This window comes from Vreelandella malpeensis (assembly GCF_020622355.1).
Taxonomy (GTDB): Bacteria; Pseudomonadota; Gammaproteobacteria; order Pseudomonadales; family Halomonadaceae; genus Vreelandella; species Vreelandella malpeensis.
The window spans coordinates 514,600-532,317 of record NZ_WHVL01000002.1; the positions used below are offsets into that span (position 1 = coordinate 514,600).

Sequence of the window (17,718 nt, forward strand, 5' to 3'; positions counted from 1 at the left end):
ACACCTGCCCCGACGTCATCCATCGCCGCTGCTTTATGTAAGTGAACGACTACTGGATACTAAGGGGACATTTTATCGCCGCTGCGCTTTTCGCGTTGGCCGACGTGCACCTTCAACCGCAGGAAATCACCATGCCCCGCTACCCCGACCACCTGACCGATGACGGCCCGGCCAACCCCTTTCCAGGTCTCAAGGCGCTGGAGCGCCGTCTTGACCGCACGCTGCCCCACCAGCTGGGCTCCAACGAGGGGTTGGACATGCCCCACCGGGCGCTGCGTACGCATTTCGGCGATGCGTTCACCGAGCAGGTCTACCGCTACGGCGATGCCGAGGCGATGGGGGTTCGCACCCGGTTGAGCGCGCGGCTCAAAGCGCCGCTCGACCACCTGCTGGTGGATGCCGGGGCAGACAGCCTGATCGCGCTTGCGCTGCGCACCACCTGCGAGACGGGGGATGCGGTCATCGCCACCGCGGGCACCTATCCCACTTTCGGCTACTTCGCCCGCGGCCAGGGGTGCCGACTGGTGGAGCCCGCCTACCGCGAGGCGCCGGGGGTGCTGGCCCCGGATCTCGAAGCGCTGGCGGCGGCGGCGCACCGCGAGAACGCTCGCCTCGTGTATCTGGCCAACCCGGACAACCCGAGCGGCCACCTGCACGACGACGATGCGATCCTGACGCTTCGCGAGGCGCTGCCGGACGATTGCTGGCTGCTGCTCGACGAAGCCTACGGCGATTTTCGTGACGATGCGGGCAGCGGGTTCGCCGCCCGGGCGCTGCCCGGCGTGATTCGACTGCGCACCCTCTCCAAGGCGCACGGCATGGCCGGGCTGCGGGTAGGCTACGCGATCGCCGAGCCTGCGGTGCTGGCCATGATGATGAAAGTGCGTATTCACTACGCGGTATCGGCGGTGTCGCTGGCCGCCGCCGAGGTGGTGCTCGACGATATGGCCGAGGTCCGTCAGCACGTGGCCGACGTCAAGGCACGCCGCGAGCGCCTCGCCGAGCACTTTCGCGACCTGGGCGCCGACGTGCTGCCGAGTGCGACCAACTTCGTCGGCCTACGCCTGCCAAGCGCGGAGCTTGCCGCCGACGTGCACCAAGCGCTGCTGAATGATGGCGTACTGGTCGCGCGACTCGCCCACCCGAAGCTCGCCAACGTGATTCGCATCACCGCCGTGGCGGATGCGCTGGAGCCAGGCCGCCTGGCGCCGCTGGAGGAGGCAGTCAAAGCGCACGCTTAACGGGCTTGCCCCGAAATACAAGAACCCAGGCCAAGGCCTGGGTTCTTGTGACGCAGAGATTGGTCGCGTACGCGCGACGAGACCGCGCTGCCAGGCTCAGGGCTTGGCGGCGACGACCATGATCTCGACCTTCCACTCGGGCTTGGCGAGCTTGGCCTCGAGGGCGGCGCGCACCGGCGGATTGTGGCCGTCGAGCCAGGCTTCCCAGGCGACGTTCATCTGATCGAACTCGGCCATGTCGGTCACCCACACCTGGGCGGAGATCAGGTGCGCCTTCGAAGAGCCGGCCTTTTCCAGCAGCTCGTCGATGCGCGTGAGCACCTGCTCGGTCTGGCCTTTCATGTCGGCGGTGGCGTCTGCCGGCACCTGACCCGCGAGGTAGACGGTACCGTTGTGGATCGCGATCTGGCTCATGCGGGTGTTGCTTTCGTGGTAGGTCACGCTCATGGATTGCTCCGGACAAGATTGCAGGGATGTGTTTGGCGATAGTACATGAAAAGCCGCCAACGACCATCCTGCGACCACATTGCGACCAACTCGAAAATCGAGCGCCCCGAACCCGAACGCCAGGCACAAAAAAAGGCGCCTGAGCGCCTTTTTTCTTCAAAGATGGTACCGGTGGCCAGACTCGAACTGGCACGCCTTTTACAGCGGCGGATTTTGAATCCGCTGCGTCTACCAATTCCGCCACACCGGCAATGGGTCGGCATTATACGAACATCCCTCGCCAAGTCAATGCATCGCCTGACTTTATGGCGCGAAAGCGCTATCCTAGGCCGCCTGTTTGACCACTGAAAAGAGCTTCCCCCATGCAGCGCGCGGACTTCCACTTCGAGCTACCCGATGAGCTGATCGCTCGCTACCCGTCCGAGCAGCGCAGCGACTGCCGCCTGCTGTGCGTGGATAGCGAGCGCGAGGCGCTCGATCATCGCCGGTTCACCGATCTTCTCGAGCTTCTCGCCCCGGGGGATCTGCTGGTGTTCAACGACACCCGCGTGATTCCCGCCCGCCTGCACGGCCACAAGGCGAGCGGCGGCAAGGTAGAAATGCTGCTGGAGCGCCCGCTGGACGAGTATCGGGGGCTGGCGCACATCCGTTCGAGCAAGTCGCCCAAGCCGGGCACCGAGCTGATCTTCGAAGGCGACGTGCGCGCGGTAGTCGAAGGCCGGCGCGATGCGCTGTTCGAGCTGCGCTTTCTCGGCGAGACGCCGATGATCCAGCTTCTGGAAGCCCACGGCCACATGCCGCTGCCGCCCTACATCACCCGCGACGACGAGCACTCCGACCGCGAGCGCTACCAGACCGTCTACGCTCGCCGCGACGGCGCGGTGGCCGCCCCCACGGCGGGGCTTCACTTCGACCAGCCGCTGCTCGACGCGCTCACCGAGAAAGGTGTCGAGAGCGCCTTCGTCACCCTGCACGTCGGCGCGGGCACCTTCCAGCCGGTGCGGGTGGACAACATCCTCGAGCACCACATGCACAGCGAGTGGTTCGAGGTATCCGACGAGACCTGCCAGAAGGTGCGTCGCGCCCAGGCCGCAGGCCGGCGGGTGATCGCCGTGGGCACCACCAGCGTGCGCTGCCTGGAAAGCGCCTGCCAGAAAAGCGCGGACGGCCGGATCGCCCCCTACCAGGGCGATACCGATATCTTCATTTACCCGGGCTTCGAGTGGCGCTGCGTGGATGCGCTGATCACCAACTTCCACCTGCCGGAATCGACGCTCCTGATGCTGGTCGCCTCCTTCGTGGGTCACGCGCAGATCATGCACGCCTACCAGGAAGCGGTCAGTGAGCGCTACGCCTTCTTCAGCTACGGCGACGCGATGTTCCTGACCCGCTGACGCCGCCGACGAAATAGAGATACGAGTACTGGATATGCGAAACGAATGCTTCATGCGCTTCGAGCGCCTGGCCGAGGATGGCCGTGCGCGCCGGGGCCGCCTGCACTTTCCCCGCGGCACCGTGGAAACCCCGGCCTTCATGCCGGTGGGCACCTACGGCACCGTCAAGGGCATGACGCCGGACTCCGTCAAGGAGATCGGCGCCGAGATCATTCTGGGCAACACGTTTCATTTGTGGCTGCGCCCGGGAGTGGAGGTGATCGAGGCCCACGGCGACCTGCACGACTTCGCCCAGTGGGATAAACCCATTCTCACCGACTCCGGCGGCTTCCAGGTCTTTTCATTGGGCAAGATGCGCAAGATCACCGAACAGGGCGTGCACTTTCGTTCGCCGGTGGACGGCAGCAAGGTGTTCATGGGCCCGGAGGAGTCGATGGCGGTGCAGCGCTCGCTCGGTTCTGATGTGGTGATGATTTTCGATGAGTGCACCCCCTATCCGGCCACCTACCAAGAAGCCGAGAAGTCCATGGAGCTCTCGCTTCGCTGGGCCAGACGCTCTCGCGATGCCCACGGCGACTCCCCCTCGGCGCTTTTCGGCATCATCCAGGGTGGCATGCACCCGGAACTTCGCGAGCGCTCGCTCAAGGGCCTGCTCGAGATCGGCTTCGATGGGCTGGCCATCGGGGGGCTTTCCGTCGGCGAGCCGAAGGAGGAGATGATCAAGGTGCTCGACTACCTGCCCACCTGGATGCCGGACGACAAGCCGCGTTACCTGATGGGCGTGGGCAAGCCGGAGGACCTGGTCGAAGGCGTGCGCCGGGGCGTGGACATGTTCGACTGCGTGATGCCGACCCGCAATGCCCGCAACGGCCACCTGTTCACCCCGGAGGGCACGGTCAAGATCAGAAACGCCAAGCACCGCTTTGATACCGCTCCACTGGATGAAAGCTGCGACTGCCACACCTGCCAGAACTTCTCCAGAAGCTATCTGCACCACCTGGATCGCTGTAACGAGATGCTCGGCTCGATGCTCAATACGATCCACAACCTGCGGTATTATCAGCGTGTAATGGCGGATTTGCGCGCGGCAATCGAAGCGGGTACATTGACCGCCTTTGTGGAGGGCTTTTACGCCCGGCGCGGCCTGCCCGTACCACCCCTTGCGAATTGATCGTCACGCGCCTTGGCGCGTGGCTCGACCCCTTACCCATTAACTGCGTCAACCAGGAGTTCGCTCGATGCTGGATTTCTTCATCTCACCGGCCCACGCCCAGGAAGCGGCCGCCGGCGGGGGCATTGCCCAAATCGTCATGCTGGTCGGTTTCGTACTGATCTTCTACTTCCTGCTGTGGCGCCCGCAGGCCAAGCGCGCCAAGCAGCACAAGCAGCTGGTGACGAGCCTCGACAAGGGCGATGAAGTCGTCATCGGCGGCGGTCTGGTCGGTCGCGTCACAAAAGTCTCCGACGAGTTCCTGACCCTGGAAGTCTCCGAAGGCACCGAAGTGAACGTGCAGAAGAACGCCGTGGCCGCGGTACTGCCCAAGGGTACCATCAAGTCCATCTGATCTTTGCGCTCCCCTGCCGCAGTGCCCGCCACCCGGCATGGGCGCGATGGTAAACGATGGTCAACGTTGCCGTACGCGATCACTCGCGTACGGCAATTCCGTATGTCATTGAAGGCAGGGCTTACATGCTCAACCGTTACCCCCTGTGGAAGTACCTTTTGATACTGGTCGTGTTGCTGTTCGGCCTTATCTACTCGCTTCCCAACCTATTTCCCGCCGACCCCGCCATCCAGGTAAGCAGCGCCCAGGGCGATGCCCTCGACGAGCGCGAGGTCTCCCGCGTCCAGCAGGCGCTGGCCGATAACGGCATCGAGGTGAAAGGGGCCGATCTCGAGAACGGCCTGTGGCTGATTCGCCTGGAAAACAACGACGACCAGCTCAATGCGCGCGACATCGCCGCCGAGACGCTGGGCCCGGATGCCACCGTAGCCTTGAACTTGGCCGACGCCACCCCGGGCTGGCTGCAGGCGTTCTCCGCCTCACCGATGACGCTGGGCCTCGACCTTCGCGGCGGCGTGCACTTTCTGCTCGAAGTGGACATGGACGCCGCCATCACCCAGCGCCTGGAAGTCAACGCCAGCGCCATGCGCGAGCTTCTGCGCGGCGAGCGCATCCGCTATCGCAACACCGAGATCGACGGCCAGACCCTCTCCATCGACTTCGCCAACAGCGAAGATCGAGACGCGGCGCGCCGCCTGATCAGCCGCGACTTTCCGGACTTCGATTACCAGAGCAGCGGCGGCGGACGCAGTGCGTCCCTGGACATGACGCTGAGCGACCAGATCGTCAGCGAGATTCAGGACTACGCGGTCAACCAGAACTTGACCACGCTGCGCAACCGGGTCAACGAGCTGGGCGTGGCCGAGCCCATGGTACAGCGCCAGGGCCCGAGCCAGATCGTGGTCGAGCTGCCCGGCATCCAGGACACCGTGGCCGCCAAGCGTATCGTCGGCGCCACCGCGAACCTGGAGTTCCGCCTGGAAGCCCGCGGCGACACGCCGGATCAGGAAACCGAAAGCTTCGCGTTTCGTAACGGCAGCGGCCGCAGTGCCGACCTGATGCGCGACGTGATCATCACCGGCGACAGCGTCTCGAGCGCGAGCAACAGTTTCGACGAGAACGGTCGCCCTCAGGTCAATATCAACCTCGACGGCACCGGCGGCACGCTGATGAACCGTGCCACGCGCACCAACATCGGGCGCAACATGGCGGTGCTGTTCATCGAGCACAAGAGCGAAGACACGGTGGTCACCGACCCGGAGACCGGCGAAGAGACCATCGTGCGCGAGCCCTATACCGAGCGCGGCCTGATCAGCCTGGCCACCATCCAGAGCGCGCTGGGCAACAGCTTCCGCATCACCGGGCTGGACTCGCCCACCGAGGCCGCCGAGCTCGCCCTGCTGCTGCGCTCGGGCTCGCTCGCCGCGCCCATCTACTTCGTGCAGGAGCGTACCATCGGCCCGAGCCTGGGCGCTGAAAACATTCAAAGAGGCCTGCTGTCGGTCCAGATCGGCCTGCTGCTCGTCGTACTGTTCATGCTTGCTCGCTACAAGGTGTTCGGCATCTTCGCCAACATCGCGCTGGGGCTCAACCTGACGCTGCTGGTCGCGGTGATGTCGATGCTGGGGGCGACCCTCACGCTTCCGGGTATCGCGGGTATCGTCTTGACCCTGGGTATGGCGGTGGACGCCAACGTGTTGATCTTCGAGCGCATACGCGAGGAATTACGCAACGGGCTGTCGATCCAGCAGGCGCTCCACGCCGGCTACGAGCGCGCCTTCACCTCGATCGTCGATGCCAACATTACCACGCTTCTGGTGGCGGTGATTCTGTTCTCGATCGGTAGTGGTCCGGTGAAGGGGTTCGCCGTGACGCTGTCGATCGGCATCCTGACATCGATGTTCACCGCGCTGATGGTCACGCGCGCCATGGTCAATCTGACCTACGGCAGACGCCCCGCCAAGAAGCTATGGATCTAATCGATATGTCCAGGAACCTTGCGTTTCGCCCCGACTTTAAGAGGTGGTCATGAAACCCCTAACACACCTACAGATTGATTTTATGGGACGACGCAATATTGCGTTCATGGTCTCAGCCCTGCTGGTCGTTGTATCGATTGGTGCGCTTTTGTTCCAGCAGCTCAACCTCGGCCTGGACTTTACCGGCGGCACACTGATCGAAGTGCGCTATGGAGCAGCGCCATCCCTCGACAGCATCCGCCAGTTGCTTGAAAGCAATGGCTTTCAGGACGTCTCGGTACAGACCTTCGGCGCCTCCACCGAGGTATTGATTCGCCTCCAACAGGCTTTCGATCCCGAAGTCGGTAATGAAGTGGTCAACCTGCTGAGTTCCAATGGCGATAGCGTAAGTTTGGTTCGCGCTGAGTTTGTTGGCTCTCAGGTCGGTGACCAACTCCGCGATCAAAGCGGTCTGGGCATGCTGGTCGCACTCGGCGTGATCATGGTTTACGTTGCCTTGCGCTTTCAGTACAAGTTTGCGGTCGGTGCCGTTATTGCACAGCTTCACGATGTCGTCATTGTGCTAGGCGTCTTCGCCCTGTTTCGACTTGAGTTCGATCTCACGGTACTAGCAGCCATCTTGGCGGTCATCGGCTATTCGTTGAACGATACCATCATCGTTTATGACCGTATCCGTGAAATGATTCGCGGTTCACGCATCGATGACATGCCTATGATCTTCAACGAGGCAATCAACGCCACTCTTTCCCGGACCCTGGCCACTTCCGGCACCACGATGCTGGTGCTGGTGGCGCTCTTGATCCTCGGCGGCGACATGATCCAGAATTTCGCCATCGCGCTCTTGATCGGTATCGGTGTGGGTACCTTCTCGTCGATCTACATCTCCGGGGCGCTGCTGATTCCGCTCAAGCTCACCCGAGAAGACCTGATCCCGACCAAGAAAGCGGCCGACGAAGAAGAGGAAGAGCTGCCCTAGGCGCTTTTCACGGCCAACATCTTGGCTTGAAACGACACCCCGGAAGAAGACGTCAAGTCCGCTTCCGGGGTGTTTTCATTGGTGGGAAGACAGGAGTGCAACTGAGCAACAGACAGGGGGCGATAGACAGGGGCCCCAGTGTTAACAGCATCCTGCTCGATCACGGTAATGCGCCGCTACCTGTTGCTCGAGATCGGGCCATGCGTCGATCAGGTCCCCACGTTGATGGAGGGCCTGTCGGTACATGGCGCGCAGTTCATCGTGCACCTCCTCCAGGTTCAGTGTGACCAATGTTCCTTGCTCGATCACGCTTCGCCCACGGACCACCAGACGATCCAAGTGTCGGCGGGTCGCCCTAGAAAAGAAAAGATCCAGGCAGTCCAGCGGCATGATCTGGTCAGGGTCGAGCTTCTCGAGATTCAGTGTCATCCAGTCCGCCGGGTGGCCGGGGGCGAGCAGCGCCTGGCCGGAATGCCCCAGCGAAGCGCGGCTCAGCGTCGTCGCGGCGGCCAGCATGCGCTGTCGGGTCGTGTCTTCGAAGACACCGGTTGGGCCATGCAGCAGGGTATTGAGTCGCAGCTCTCTTATAGCGTCATCGTCTTCGTCCAGTGCACAGCCGTCCACCCCCATGGCCACGTTGCAGCCGGCTTTCCACATGGCGGCCACCGGCGCAAGTCCGGAGCGCAAATGAAGATTGGAGCTGGTATTGATGGCGATCGTAGCGCCGGACTCGGCGATCAGTTCGAGTTCATCCGGGCGCGCCCATGTACAGTGGGCAAGGGTCAAGCGAGGGGACAGCAAGCCAATGTCGCTCAAGTAACGTACGATCCCTTGCGGGAACTTCTCGTCGGCCCATGCCCGCTGGTGGCGGGTTTCAAGCAGATGCATGTGAACGCGTCGTCCTGTCGAGGCCGACATCGTTGCAATCCCTTCAAGCAATTCTTGTGAGCACCATTGAACGCCGGTCGGTCCGAACTGGATATCGACCTCCAGGTCATCCACGGCCCGAGCGACCTCTTCGACTTGTTGCAGCTGCTCTTGATGGGTGAGTGTCGGTAACTGGAAATAACGCTCGACGCAGGCCTGGGCGGCGGCGCCCATGCGCGCCTTCACGGGTGCGTCATGACCGTATATCAACGGATTTCGATCTCGCATGCCGACGGCAAAGGTCAAACGTATTCCGACCGCCCGGGCCGCCTTGGCGACCGCTCTTACCTCGAGGGGCAAGGCGTCGAGCCCTTGAGGTCGCGTGCAATGCATCATGACCGCGGCACACCCGCCCTCGGCGGCACGCCCGAAAGCAGCGCAAGCAGCTAAATAGGGATCCACCGACGGCATGACGGCCAGACGCAGTAGCCAGGTCTCCAATGGCTTGCCTGCGGCGCCAAAGGAACTCGACGAAAGCGGTCGTCCATGATCGTGCGCATTCGACAGCGCCGGCAAGGCCATGCGCCGGGGGGTAGCGCTCAGGGAGGTATCCAGCTGATCGACCGCCTTGATCACACCGTCCTCGACGCCGATTCGGCAAGGCCCGCCCAGCGTGAAATCGCTGCCGCGCACAGCGGCCGCGAACGCATAATGCTCCATTCCAGTGCTCCTGCAGATTGATCGTTGAGGCGCCCACGCTTGCATCACCCCCACGTCAGGGCATCCGCATCGTCAAGGGAGGCAGAAACTCGCTGGAATATACATCGTCCACCGTGGGGGTCTGGGCCAGCTCATAGAGATCGACAATGGTCGAGATCGAGCGGGCCAGGCGCTCTTCGTCGACGGCACCGATCCCAAGCGCTCGAGACTCTGCGGAAATGATCAGGTTATCCAGTGCAAACGCCAGGCGCTGTGTTTCGGCCTGCTGGTTCAAAAGCCCCTCCCGCGCCATCAGCGCATCGATGCCGGCGTGAGGATCGTCGATGATCTCTTGCACCGCACGATTGATGGCGCGTACCAGCCCCGCCACGGCTTCCGGGCGTTGCTCGATCATGGCGCGCGAGACCATCACTCCGTTGGAGTAGACCTCTACCCCATAGTCGCCGTAAGGAAACCAGCGGTAGTCCGCCTCGGGATCGTGGCCCTGAGCCACCAGGTTCATGTAGCTGGTGACCGTGAACACCAGCGACCCATCGACATCATCGCGGTTCAACAATTGCTCTTGGAGATTGGGCGCAATATTGATGATCTCCACGTCATCAACATCGATACCCGCGGCGCTCGCCATGGCGGGAAAAAGACGGGTTGACGCGCTGCCGGCGGGGGCACCGAGTACGGCTCCCTTGATATCATCGAGTTGCTGAATGGGGCCATCTGCCTTGGTCAACAATGCAAAAGGCGGCTGGTTGTAAAGTTGATAGACCATGACCGGCGCACTTTCCGGTCGTTCAGCGGCGTTCTGGATCACTGCGTTCATGTCTCCAAAGCCGGCATCGTAGGCGCCGGACATGATCCGGCTGACGGTGGCGGCCGATCCTTCTCCTTGATCGATACGCACATCAAGCCCCTCTTCCTCGAAATACCCACGCTCCTGCGCCAGGAAGTACCAGGCATGTACGCCTTGAACACTCCAGTCCAGCGTAAAATTCACGCGCTGAAGCTCGGCGTGAGCCATCACAGGCCACGCCGCCAGGGCCACCACGAGGGTCTTTCTCATGTAAGTAGAGATCATGCAGGCATTCCTTGTAAGTTATAGGGTCGGCAATTCGGATTTGCGCATGGCCCAGCCCGCCACCCGGCGTTCGATCAACGAAAACACCAAATAAAGCGCCACGCCCAGCAAGGCGAGCAGAAACAATCCGGAAAACACCAGGGGCACATCGAAACTGGAGGTGGCAATCATCATGACGTTGCCGATACCTCGGTTGGAGGCGATGGTTTCCGCCAGTACCGTGCCCACGAAGGCCAGTGTGATAGCGACCTTGAGCGATGCGAAGAAGTAGGGCATGGCACGCGGGATGCCTACATTCCAGAGTATTTCCCGCTTTTTCGCGCCTAGCGACTTCAGCACGTCCTCCAGCTCGGGCTCTGTCGTGGCCAGGCCGGTCGCCACGTTCACCACGACCGGAAAGATGCAGATGATGAATGAGGTCAATACCGCCGGTACCGTACCGCTGCCGAACCAGAGCACGAAAATGGGAACGACGGCGACCTTTGGAATGGATGAGAAACCGACCAGCAACGGATAAGCGGTATCGTAGGCAACCCGGGATGACCCCACGATCGCCCCCAGCAGCATGCCCACGGTTACCCCCATCACGAACCCCGTCAGGGTGGTGCCCAATGTCTGCAGGACATGAGGCATCAACTGAGGCAGGCGAGCCGACAGGGTTTCCAGGATGACCGTGGGCCGGGGCAGCACTATTTCAGGAATGCCCATGAGCAGACAGGCGATTTCCCAGACAACGAAGACGCCCAGGATCAACATGGCCGCCGCCAACTTCTGGCGTATCTTTTCGACAAACTCCATGGGATTTCTCCTAGGCAACATCCGGCCGGGAATGAGTGATGAGTTCGCGCAATTGTTGTGTCAGGCGCACGAAATCCTGGTCGTAGGTCATCGAAATCGTACGAGGACGTGCCATGGGCACAGGCTGGTCATCGATGATCTTGCCCGGGCGCGGGCTCATGACGCATATCCGCGTTCCTAAAAACGCGGCCTCGCGCAAATCGTGAGTCACGAGCAAGACCGTGGGCTTACTCTCGAGCCACAGGTTTTGCAGGATCCCCCAGAGCTCTTCGCGAGTGAATTGATCCAGCGCGCCGAACGGCTCATCGAGCAACAAGAGCTCTGGCTCGTGAATCAAGGCGCGGCATAGGGAGGCTCGCTGCAGCATGCCCCCGGACAGCTGCCAGGGCTGTTTATCGCCGAACCCTTTCAAACCCACCTTCTCCAGCAACGCATCGGCTCGGTCTCTGAACTCGCCCTTGCGCGCCTTGCGAAAACGCGAGCGAAAGGGAGGAACGATCTTGAGAGGAAGCATGACGTTGTCGCGCACGCTCAACCACGGAAGCATGGTGGGGTTCTGGAACGCCATCCCCACCCCGACCCGTTTGGCTCCGACCTCTCGCCCTCCCACATGAACATGGCCAGACGACGGTGCCAACAAGTTGCTGACAAGTTTCAAGATGGTGGATTTACCGCAACCGGAAGGCCCGACCAACGCGACAAACTCGCCCTTCTCCACCCTGAGCTGCGTCGGCGCCAGTGCCTGGGTCGTCCTTTTACCTCGCCCGTAGACGACCTCGGCCTTTTCGAGCTTGATCGCTTCTCGTCCGCCTTCGCCCGGCACCACATCAAACGAGGGCGTGGCGCGAGTGCTCTGCTGCTCAGTCAACATGTGCAGTCTCTCCTTGCTCGACAGACGCCTTCGCGATTTCGGCAGCCAGGGTCTTGTGAGTATTGTGGAGCTGGGCGACCGGCATGCTTTGAACCCGTTTCACCGACAGGCCGGTCCCTTTGCTCTGGACCTGCAGTTGGCGGTCGCGCATGGCGAAACGCCCGCGCACCAGGGTGTGGACAGGCATGCCTTTGACCGGCCAGTCGTGAAAGGGCGTCGCCCGAGCACGATGAGAGTGCAGGGTCTCTTGATCGATACGCTCTTCGCGAGACAAGTCGACAATGGCAATATCGGCATCCGCCCCGACGATCAAAGCGCCCTTGCGAGGATAGAGCCCCCAAGCCTTGGCCGGCGCAACGGCACTGACACGTACGTACTCCTGAAGGGTGATACGCTCGTCATTCACCGCCGTCAGCATTAGAGGCATTTGTGTCTCGACCCCGGGAAAACCGCAATCAGCCTCCCAGATCACATCGTTATATTGCTCTTGGGGCGTATGCGGGGCGTGGTCGGTGGCGATCATGTCTATCGTGCCATCACGTAGTGCCGCCCACAGCGCCTCGCTGTCCTCGGCTTCTCGTATGGGAGGGTTCACCCGCATCAAGCTGCCAAGCGTTGCGTAGTCTCGGGTATCCATCATGAGGTAATGCGGACAGGTTTCGCTGGTGATATCCACGCCTCGCTGCTTGGCTTCACGTATGGGACGAAGCTCTGCCGCGGAAGACACATGAAGCACATGAATTCTCGCGCCGGCCCATTCCGCCAGAATCGCCGCCCGGGCCACGGCCTCTACCGCCACTACATCGGGTCGAGCGGCCACGTGAGCCAACGCATCGTTGCGCCCGGCTGCCCGCAAGCGCTCGTAACGCCAAGCCATGATAGAGGCGGTTTCAGCGTGCAAGGAGGTACGCAACCCGTAAGGCGCCACCCGCTCGAAGGCTTCCAGCATGGCCCCGGACGAGGGTGAGGGCAGGTTGCCGAAGGTATTGCCCATGAAACACTTGAATCCGATGACGCCGCTTTCGGCCAGGGCTTCGAGTTGATCGACATTATCCTCTGCCATCAGCCCGTATATGCCGAAATCGACGTAGGCCTGTTGCTCCGCCAAGGCCAACTTGTCGGCAAAGTCTTTCGGCGTAGCCGTGGGCGGATGCGTATTGGGCATATCGAAAACCGTGGTAACACCGCCCATGGCCGCCGCGGCGGTCCCGCTTTCCCAGGTTTCCTTATGGGTATACCCGGGTTCGCGAAAATGAACGTGCACGTCGATGGCCCCGGGAAGCAGATGCATCCCCTTCGCATCCAGCACGTCCTTGGCATCCGGCATGCTCGACGCGTCCCCTACGGCGATGATCTTCCCATCCTTGATCGCAATCGCTGCAAAAAACGTGGATTCGTGACTGACTACCTGACCGTTGATAATGACGAGATCGGCTTGCATTGTTTGTTCTCCTTATAAAGCGGCCCAACCGCCGTCCACGGGCAGGTCGGTGCCGGTAATCTGACGGGCACGGTCGCTTGCCATGAAAAGACAGGCATCGGCAATGTCCTGACCGGTCGAGATTCTCTGCAGGGCATAATCGGCCGCGTGCTGTTGGGCCGCTTCCTCTTCGCTGATGCCCAGCCGGCGCGCCATGTCGGGACACACCTTGGTACGAAACCGCTCGCCATCGACCATGCCCGGCGCGACGATATTGATATTGACGTTATAGGGTCCGGCCTCGAGCGCCATGCTTTTGGTCACTCCGCGCAGCCCCCATTTGGAGGCCGAATACGCCATGCGTCCGGCCTTTCCGCGCATGCCGAACGTGCCTCCGACATTGACGATCTTGCCGCTGCGTCTGGACATCATGCCCGGCAACACCGCTTTCATGGTGTTGAAGCAGCCCGCGAGGTTGAGCCTGATGATGGCGTCGAACTCCTCGGCGGTGGTGTCGGCCCCGGATTTCCCGACCGGCCCTGACCCGCCGGCCACGTTGATCAATACATCCGGCACATCACCGAAGGCCTCTTGAACATGGGCCACGGCCTGCTCGCACTGCTCGGGCTGGGTGATGTCGCACGCCACCAGTACAACCTCGGTGCCTTGCTGGCGAAGCTGCTCCTCCAACGCGGCTACCGCCTCGGTGTCTCGAGCCAACAGCGCCAGGCGTGCGCCTTCTTGCGCAAACGCCCGGGTAATGGCCTCTCCCATGCCTTTGACCGGCCCCGTGATCGCCACGATTTTGTTGGTGAGCTGAAGATCCATGAGCATTCCTTATAGAGATCGCAAGATTAATCCAGGGAATAGATGCGTTCGTTTTCCGAAGGGAGATAACGCGCATCGAAAATGGCCTCGACGGAGGGCGTACTTTCCAGGCCATACGCGTCGACCACGATCTCGATCGCTTTTTGCATGCGCTGAGGATCGATATTTCCAAGCCCGACATCAGCAAGCTCTGGGTGGCGCATCTCATCATCGATCGTGGCGTCGAGGCGGGCGGTTTCCACGTCTCGGTTGATCAGTGGCTCTTGCGCCATCACTGCATCCATACCCGCTTCGCGGTCAGCCAATACATCGGCGATGCCACGGTTGATTGCGCGCACCAGACCGCGTACGGCATCGGGGTTGTCCTCGACAAGTTGGCGCGACACGATGAGCGCATTGGAATAGAGATCCATGCCGTAATCGCTGTAACGTATGAAGCGCAAGCGCTCGTCCGGGTCGATACCGGCAAGCATCGCGTTGAAACGTATCGTATTGACGAACCCGAACACCGCGTCCACCTGTCCTCGGCTTAGCATTTGTTCACGAAGGCGAGGCTCGATGTTCATGACATCGACGCTATCGACATCGATGTTCGTCAGTGAGGCAAACGCCGGAAAAAGGCGTAGCGCTCCATCATTGGCGGGACCGGCAATGGTGCGGCCTTCCAGATCCGCTGGCGTATGAATATCGCTGTCGGCAGCGACGGCGATAGTGAACGGCGGCTGCGTATACAGCATGTATACGCCGACCGGCGCCGTGTCAGGATGTTGGGCGGCATAATTGATCAATGCGTTGATATCGCCAAACCCGACATCGTAGGTTCCTGAGGCGACGCTACCGACGGCAGCGCCCGAGCCGGATCCTTGATCGATACGGACATCGAGCCCCTCTTCGGCGAAGTAGCCTCGCTCTTGCGCCAAGAAGAACCAGGCTTGAGGCCCTTGATAGGTCCAGTTCAGCACCATACGCAAGGGGGTATCCGAATGGGCAGGTAGCGCGAACAGAGCGGGAAGCAGTGGCACCAAGAGCCACCGAGCAGCGGTTTTTAGACAACCGGTCATAGCGGGCATGAATACATCTCCAGCGTGGGTGGAAGTGGATGAACCAAGGCTTCAGGGCATTAACGTCTGCCCTGAAGCCGTAAAACCGTAGAGCATTCGAATCAGGGTGAATGCTGCCTCTGAAGCAGCGGGCGAGGGGGTGGCGACCGCATCCTCCATCACCACCGTGTGGTAACCCAGGAAAGAGGCATCCTGAAGCGTTGCCAGAACGCAGCGCTCCGTATTGATACCGGCGAACAACAGCGTCGTGATATCCAGTCGCCTCAGAATGGCGTCCAGCTCCGTATGCCAGAAACCGCTGAAACGGCTCTTGTAGACAACGATGTCGCCGGGCAAAGGAGCGAGTGCATCGATGGCTTGAGCGCCCCACCCTCCTCGTACCAGTACCGGATGCCCTGCTGGCGTCGCCTCACCGTAGCCAGGTCGCTGACCAAACTGACGGCCGAACATGACTTGAGCGCTACTGAGCTCGTGGGTATCCGCTCGCACCCCCCAGTGCAGGTGAATGACCGGCACCTCGCATGCGCGGGCGCTTTCGATGACGCCGGCAACGCTTGAGGTAATTGCCTGTGAATAAGCAATATCGATGCCGTTGCTGGCGAACCAGCCGTCCGGATGGCAAAAATCATTTTGCATGTCCACCACCAGCAGTGCGCTTCTGGCCAGGTCGAGGGTGATCGGGCGAGGGAGCGCCGGTAAGGTGCTCAGTAACGGTGGGGGTATCTCTTTGGCCAGGGACACCGGGTCCATGAGAAACGTTTGTGAACTGGGTCGAGCTGTCATGATCAGTCTCCGGGCAGGTGATTCGAGACTAGCGCCGACCGAGTGATGATTTCTATTGCTAAAAAATTCGGATAGTGTTCTAAAAAACTCAACGCTTGGAGAGCGCGATGAAGCACCTACGGCTATTCGAATATGTCGATGCGGTCGTCAAGGCGGGCTCGATTCGGCGAGCGGCAGAGTCGCTCTATATCACGCCTTCCGCTCTCGACAGACGCATTCAGCAAATAGAAGAGGAACTGGGTACGCAAATTTTCGAGCGACACGCCAAGGGGATGCGGCTCACTGCCGCGGGGGAGATCTTTTTGGACTACGTACGCCGACACATTGCCGACCTGGATCGGGTACGTTCGGAAATAGAGGGGCTCAAAGGACTGCGTCAGGGGCATGTATCACTGGTGGCAAGCCAGGCACTGGCCATGGACTTTCTACCGCACCAAATCCGAGCCTTCAGACAACGCCATCCTGGCGTATCGTTCACGGTACGTATCGCCGACCGGGGGGAGGCCTTGAAAACGCTGATGGCGTTTGAAGCGGAACTGGCCATCGTGGTCTTTCCCAAGATGAGCTCGGAGATGCTGCAATTGATCATGATCGCCCAGCCGGTCATCGCGCTGATGTCCAACCGCCATCCTCTGGCCTCCCGGGACAGCGTCCGCTTGAGCGAATGCTTGAACTACCCTCTCGTGCTGCCCGACGCCTCGTTGGGCGTGCGTGAATTGTTGGAACCGATGCTGGTCAGACGCACCAACAAGGCGCAAATCACCGCCGAAACGAACTCTTTCGAACTCATGCGTGGCCTGTTACAGGACCACCAGAGCATCGGTTTTCAAATCGGTATCAGCAGTACCCGAGCCTTCGAGGAAAACACGATCGTGTCGCTGCCGATCGATCGACGAGACGTACCCACCGTGCCGTTGATCTGCGCTCAGCTTCGAGGTCGAACGCTATCAGTGGCCGCCGCTCGCTTTGCCGATCAACTGACCCATTGCCTGGATGAAATGGATCTTGCCCGGTGACTAGCGACCCGGAAGCCACTTTGGAACAGTGGTCGGCTCGAATGTTTTCAAGCCCTCGAGCAGGGCCTCTGGATCGCTTTCAAGCACGATCGAATGGCGATGTTCGGCGGGCAAGAAGCGTTCGGCAATCATGTGATCGATGAACGCCATGAAGGGGTCGAAAAATCCGTTCACATTGTAAAGACCGAGCGGCTTTTGAATCTCTCCCAGCTGGTTCAAGGTCCATACTTCCATGAATTCCTCAAGCGTTCCGATCCCGCCGGGTAACGCGATAAACGCATCAGAAAGCTCAGCCATGCGGCCTTTTCGCTCGCGCATGGTGGCCACCACCTCATGTCGCTGCAACCCGGAATGAAGATGTCCCTTGTCGTACAGGCGCTCGGTGATGACCCCGACACCCTGTCCGCCCTCCTTGAGCAAGGAATCCGCCAGAATACCCATCAACCCCTTGTGAGTGCCGCCGAACACCAGCTCGACATCGTGGGCGGCGAAACATGCGCCCAGGCTCGCCGCTCCATGAGCATAAGCCGGGCTCCCCCCTGTATTCGATCCACAGAAAACGGCGATTGCCGATAACAAATTCATAAAGTCCCTCCCGGGATTTGCAATGTCAGACGAGTGAGCATGAGCGGTTTTGAGGGTTTTTAACGCAAAGCGCCCTACCGATGATGGCAGGGCGC

The 17,718-nt window shown here is 60.9% G+C and carries 17 protein-coding genes and 1 tRNA gene; 7 read left to right on the forward strand and 11 right to left on the reverse strand.

Going from position 1 to position 17,718, the window contains the following annotated elements; all coding sequences use genetic code 11:
- The first annotated feature begins 131 nt into the window (after positions 1 to 131).
- A complete protein-coding gene (locus GEV37_RS07660) occupies positions 132 to 1,241 on the forward strand; it encodes a pyridoxal phosphate-dependent aminotransferase (protein WP_227389636.1) in 1,110 nt (369 codons plus the stop codon).
- A gap of 96 nt (positions 1,242 to 1,337) precedes the next feature.
- On the opposite strand, the gene GEV37_RS07665 is transcribed toward GEV37_RS07660, so the two are convergent.
- A complete protein-coding gene (locus tag GEV37_RS07665) occupies positions 1,338 to 1,688 on the reverse strand; it encodes a RidA family protein (RefSeq protein WP_227389637.1) in 351 nt (116 codons plus the stop codon).
- A 163-nt stretch (positions 1,689 to 1,851) separates the two neighbouring features.
- A tRNA-Leu gene (locus GEV37_RS07670) sits at positions 1,852 to 1,938 on the reverse strand.
- Positions 1,939 to 2,050: 112 nt separating this feature from the next.
- On the opposite strand from GEV37_RS07670, the gene queA reads away from it, so the two are divergent.
- The 5 genes from queA to secF all read left to right on the forward strand — a co-directional run bounded on the left by queA (position 2,051) and on the right by secF (position 7,602).
- A complete protein-coding gene (queA, locus tag GEV37_RS07675; RefSeq protein ID WP_227389638.1) occupies positions 2,051 to 3,082 on the forward strand; it encodes a tRNA preQ1(34) S-adenosylmethionine ribosyltransferase-isomerase QueA in 1,032 nt (343 codons plus the stop codon).
- A gap of 52 nt (positions 3,083 to 3,134) precedes the next feature.
- The gene (gene tgt, locus GEV37_RS07680) at positions 3,135 to 4,253 is read left to right on the forward strand and encodes a tRNA guanosine(34) transglycosylase Tgt (protein WP_449361580.1); all 1,119 of its coding nucleotides are present in this window, start codon (positions 3,135 to 3,137) and stop codon (positions 4,251 to 4,253) included.
- A gap of 67 nt (positions 4,254 to 4,320) precedes the next feature.
- Positions 4,321 to 4,647: a preprotein translocase subunit YajC gene (gene yajC, locus GEV37_RS07685; protein WP_018918121.1), complete on the forward strand. Its 327-nt coding sequence runs from the start codon at positions 4,321 to 4,323 to the stop codon at positions 4,645 to 4,647.
- A 125-nt stretch (positions 4,648 to 4,772) separates the two neighbouring features.
- Positions 4,773 to 6,626, forward strand: coding sequence for a protein translocase subunit SecD (gene secD, locus GEV37_RS07690; protein WP_227389640.1), 1,854 nt, complete (start codon positions 4,773 to 4,775; stop codon positions 6,624 to 6,626).
- 49 nt (positions 6,627 to 6,675) lie between these two features.
- Entirely contained in the window at positions 6,676 to 7,602 is a 927-nt protein-coding gene (secF, locus tag GEV37_RS07695) for a protein translocase subunit SecF (protein WP_227389641.1), read from the forward strand.
- 141 nt (positions 7,603 to 7,743) lie between these two features.
- Here secF and GEV37_RS07700 read toward each other — a convergent pair whose 3' ends face one another.
- Genes GEV37_RS07700 through GEV37_RS07735 form a run of 8 tightly spaced genes read right to left on the reverse strand, consistent with a single transcriptional unit; the run spans position 7,744 to position 16,022 of the window.
- On the reverse strand, positions 7,744 to 9,189 hold the full coding sequence (locus GEV37_RS07700) for an amidohydrolase family protein (RefSeq protein ID WP_227389642.1): 1,446 nt from the start codon (positions 9,187 to 9,189) through the stop codon (positions 7,744 to 7,746).
- Between the two features lie 55 nt (positions 9,190 to 9,244).
- Positions 9,245 to 10,261 (reverse strand): ABC transporter substrate-binding protein, encoded by a 1,017-nt coding sequence (locus GEV37_RS07705; RefSeq protein WP_227389643.1) that lies wholly within the window; start codon positions 10,259 to 10,261, stop codon positions 9,245 to 9,247.
- 18 nt (positions 10,262 to 10,279) lie between these two features.
- Positions 10,280 to 11,059, reverse strand: coding sequence for an ABC transporter permease (locus GEV37_RS07710; protein ID WP_227389644.1), 780 nt, complete (start codon positions 11,057 to 11,059; stop codon positions 10,280 to 10,282).
- 10 nt (positions 11,060 to 11,069) lie between these two features.
- Positions 11,070 to 11,930, reverse strand: a complete 861-nt coding sequence (locus GEV37_RS07715) for an ABC transporter ATP-binding protein (protein WP_227389645.1) — start codon at positions 11,928 to 11,930, stop codon at positions 11,070 to 11,072.
- A complete protein-coding gene (gene allB, locus GEV37_RS07720; RefSeq protein ID WP_227389646.1) occupies positions 11,920 to 13,371 on the reverse strand; it encodes an allantoinase AllB in 1,452 nt (483 codons plus the stop codon). Before allB ends, GEV37_RS07715 begins: the two co-directional genes overlap by 11 nt.
- Positions 13,372 to 13,383: 12 nt before the next feature.
- On the reverse strand, positions 13,384 to 14,178 hold the full coding sequence (locus GEV37_RS07725; protein ID WP_227389647.1) for an SDR family NAD(P)-dependent oxidoreductase: 795 nt from the start codon (positions 14,176 to 14,178) through the stop codon (positions 13,384 to 13,386).
- Positions 14,179 to 14,204: 26 nt separating this feature from the next.
- Positions 14,205 to 15,248, reverse strand: a complete 1,044-nt coding sequence (locus GEV37_RS07730; protein ID WP_227389648.1) for an ABC transporter substrate-binding protein — start codon at positions 15,246 to 15,248, stop codon at positions 14,205 to 14,207.
- A 42-nt stretch (positions 15,249 to 15,290) separates the two neighbouring features.
- Positions 15,291 to 16,022 carry a cysteine hydrolase family protein gene (locus GEV37_RS07735; RefSeq protein ID WP_227389649.1) on the reverse strand — a complete coding sequence of 244 codons (732 nt, stop codon included), beginning with the start codon at positions 16,020 to 16,022 and terminating at the stop codon, positions 15,291 to 15,293.
- A 107-nt stretch (positions 16,023 to 16,129) separates the two neighbouring features.
- Between GEV37_RS07735 and GEV37_RS07740 the strand changes: the two genes are divergently transcribed.
- Complete coding sequence (locus tag GEV37_RS07740; RefSeq protein ID WP_227389650.1) at positions 16,130 to 17,038, forward strand: LysR family transcriptional regulator; 909 nt, start codon at positions 16,130 to 16,132, stop codon at positions 17,036 to 17,038.
- On the opposite strand, the gene GEV37_RS07745 is transcribed toward GEV37_RS07740, so the two are convergent.
- Positions 17,039 to 17,623, reverse strand: coding sequence for an LOG family protein (locus tag GEV37_RS07745; protein WP_227389651.1), 585 nt, complete (start codon positions 17,621 to 17,623; stop codon positions 17,039 to 17,041).
- Positions 17,624 to 17,718 lie beyond the last annotated feature (95 nt).

Coding starts and splice junctions, on each gene's coding strand:
- GEV37_RS07660 (WP_227389636.1), top strand. CDS start 132: ATGCCCCGCTACCCCGACCACCTGACCGATGACGGCCCGGCCAACCCC.
- GEV37_RS07665 (WP_227389637.1), bottom strand. CDS start 1,688: ATGAGCGTGACCTACCACGAAAGCAACACCCGCATGAGCCAGATCGCG.
- queA (WP_227389638.1), top strand. CDS start 2,051: ATGCAGCGCGCGGACTTCCACTTCGAGCTACCCGATGAGCTGATCGCT.
- tgt (WP_449361580.1), top strand. CDS start 3,135: ATGCGCTTCGAGCGCCTGGCCGAGGATGGCCGTGCGCGCCGGGGCCGC.
- yajC (WP_018918121.1), top strand. CDS start 4,321: ATGCTGGATTTCTTCATCTCACCGGCCCACGCCCAGGAAGCGGCCGCC.
- secD (WP_227389640.1), top strand. CDS start 4,773: ATGCTCAACCGTTACCCCCTGTGGAAGTACCTTTTGATACTGGTCGTG.
- secF (WP_227389641.1), top strand. CDS start 6,676: ATGAAACCCCTAACACACCTACAGATTGATTTTATGGGACGACGCAAT.
- GEV37_RS07700 (WP_227389642.1), bottom strand. CDS start 9,189: ATGGAGCATTATGCGTTCGCGGCCGCTGTGCGCGGCAGCGATTTCACG.
- GEV37_RS07705 (WP_227389643.1), bottom strand. CDS start 10,261: ATGATCTCTACTTACATGAGAAAGACCCTCGTGGTGGCCCTGGCGGCG.
- GEV37_RS07710 (WP_227389644.1), bottom strand. CDS start 11,059: ATGGAGTTTGTCGAAAAGATACGCCAGAAGTTGGCGGCGGCCATGTTG.
- GEV37_RS07715 (WP_227389645.1), bottom strand. CDS start 11,930: ATGTTGACTGAGCAGCAGAGCACTCGCGCCACGCCCTCGTTTGATGTG.
- allB (WP_227389646.1), bottom strand. CDS start 13,371: ATGCAAGCCGATCTCGTCATTATCAACGGTCAGGTAGTCAGTCACGAA.
- GEV37_RS07725 (WP_227389647.1), bottom strand. CDS start 14,178: ATGGATCTTCAGCTCACCAACAAAATCGTGGCGATCACGGGGCCGGTC.
- GEV37_RS07730 (WP_227389648.1), bottom strand. CDS start 15,248: ATGCCCGCTATGACCGGTTGTCTAAAAACCGCTGCTCGGTGGCTCTTG.
- GEV37_RS07735 (WP_227389649.1), bottom strand. CDS start 16,022: ATGACAGCTCGACCCAGTTCACAAACGTTTCTCATGGACCCGGTGTCC.
- GEV37_RS07740 (WP_227389650.1), top strand. CDS start 16,130: ATGAAGCACCTACGGCTATTCGAATATGTCGATGCGGTCGTCAAGGCG.
- GEV37_RS07745 (WP_227389651.1), bottom strand. CDS start 17,623: ATGAATTTGTTATCGGCAATCGCCGTTTTCTGTGGATCGAATACAGGG.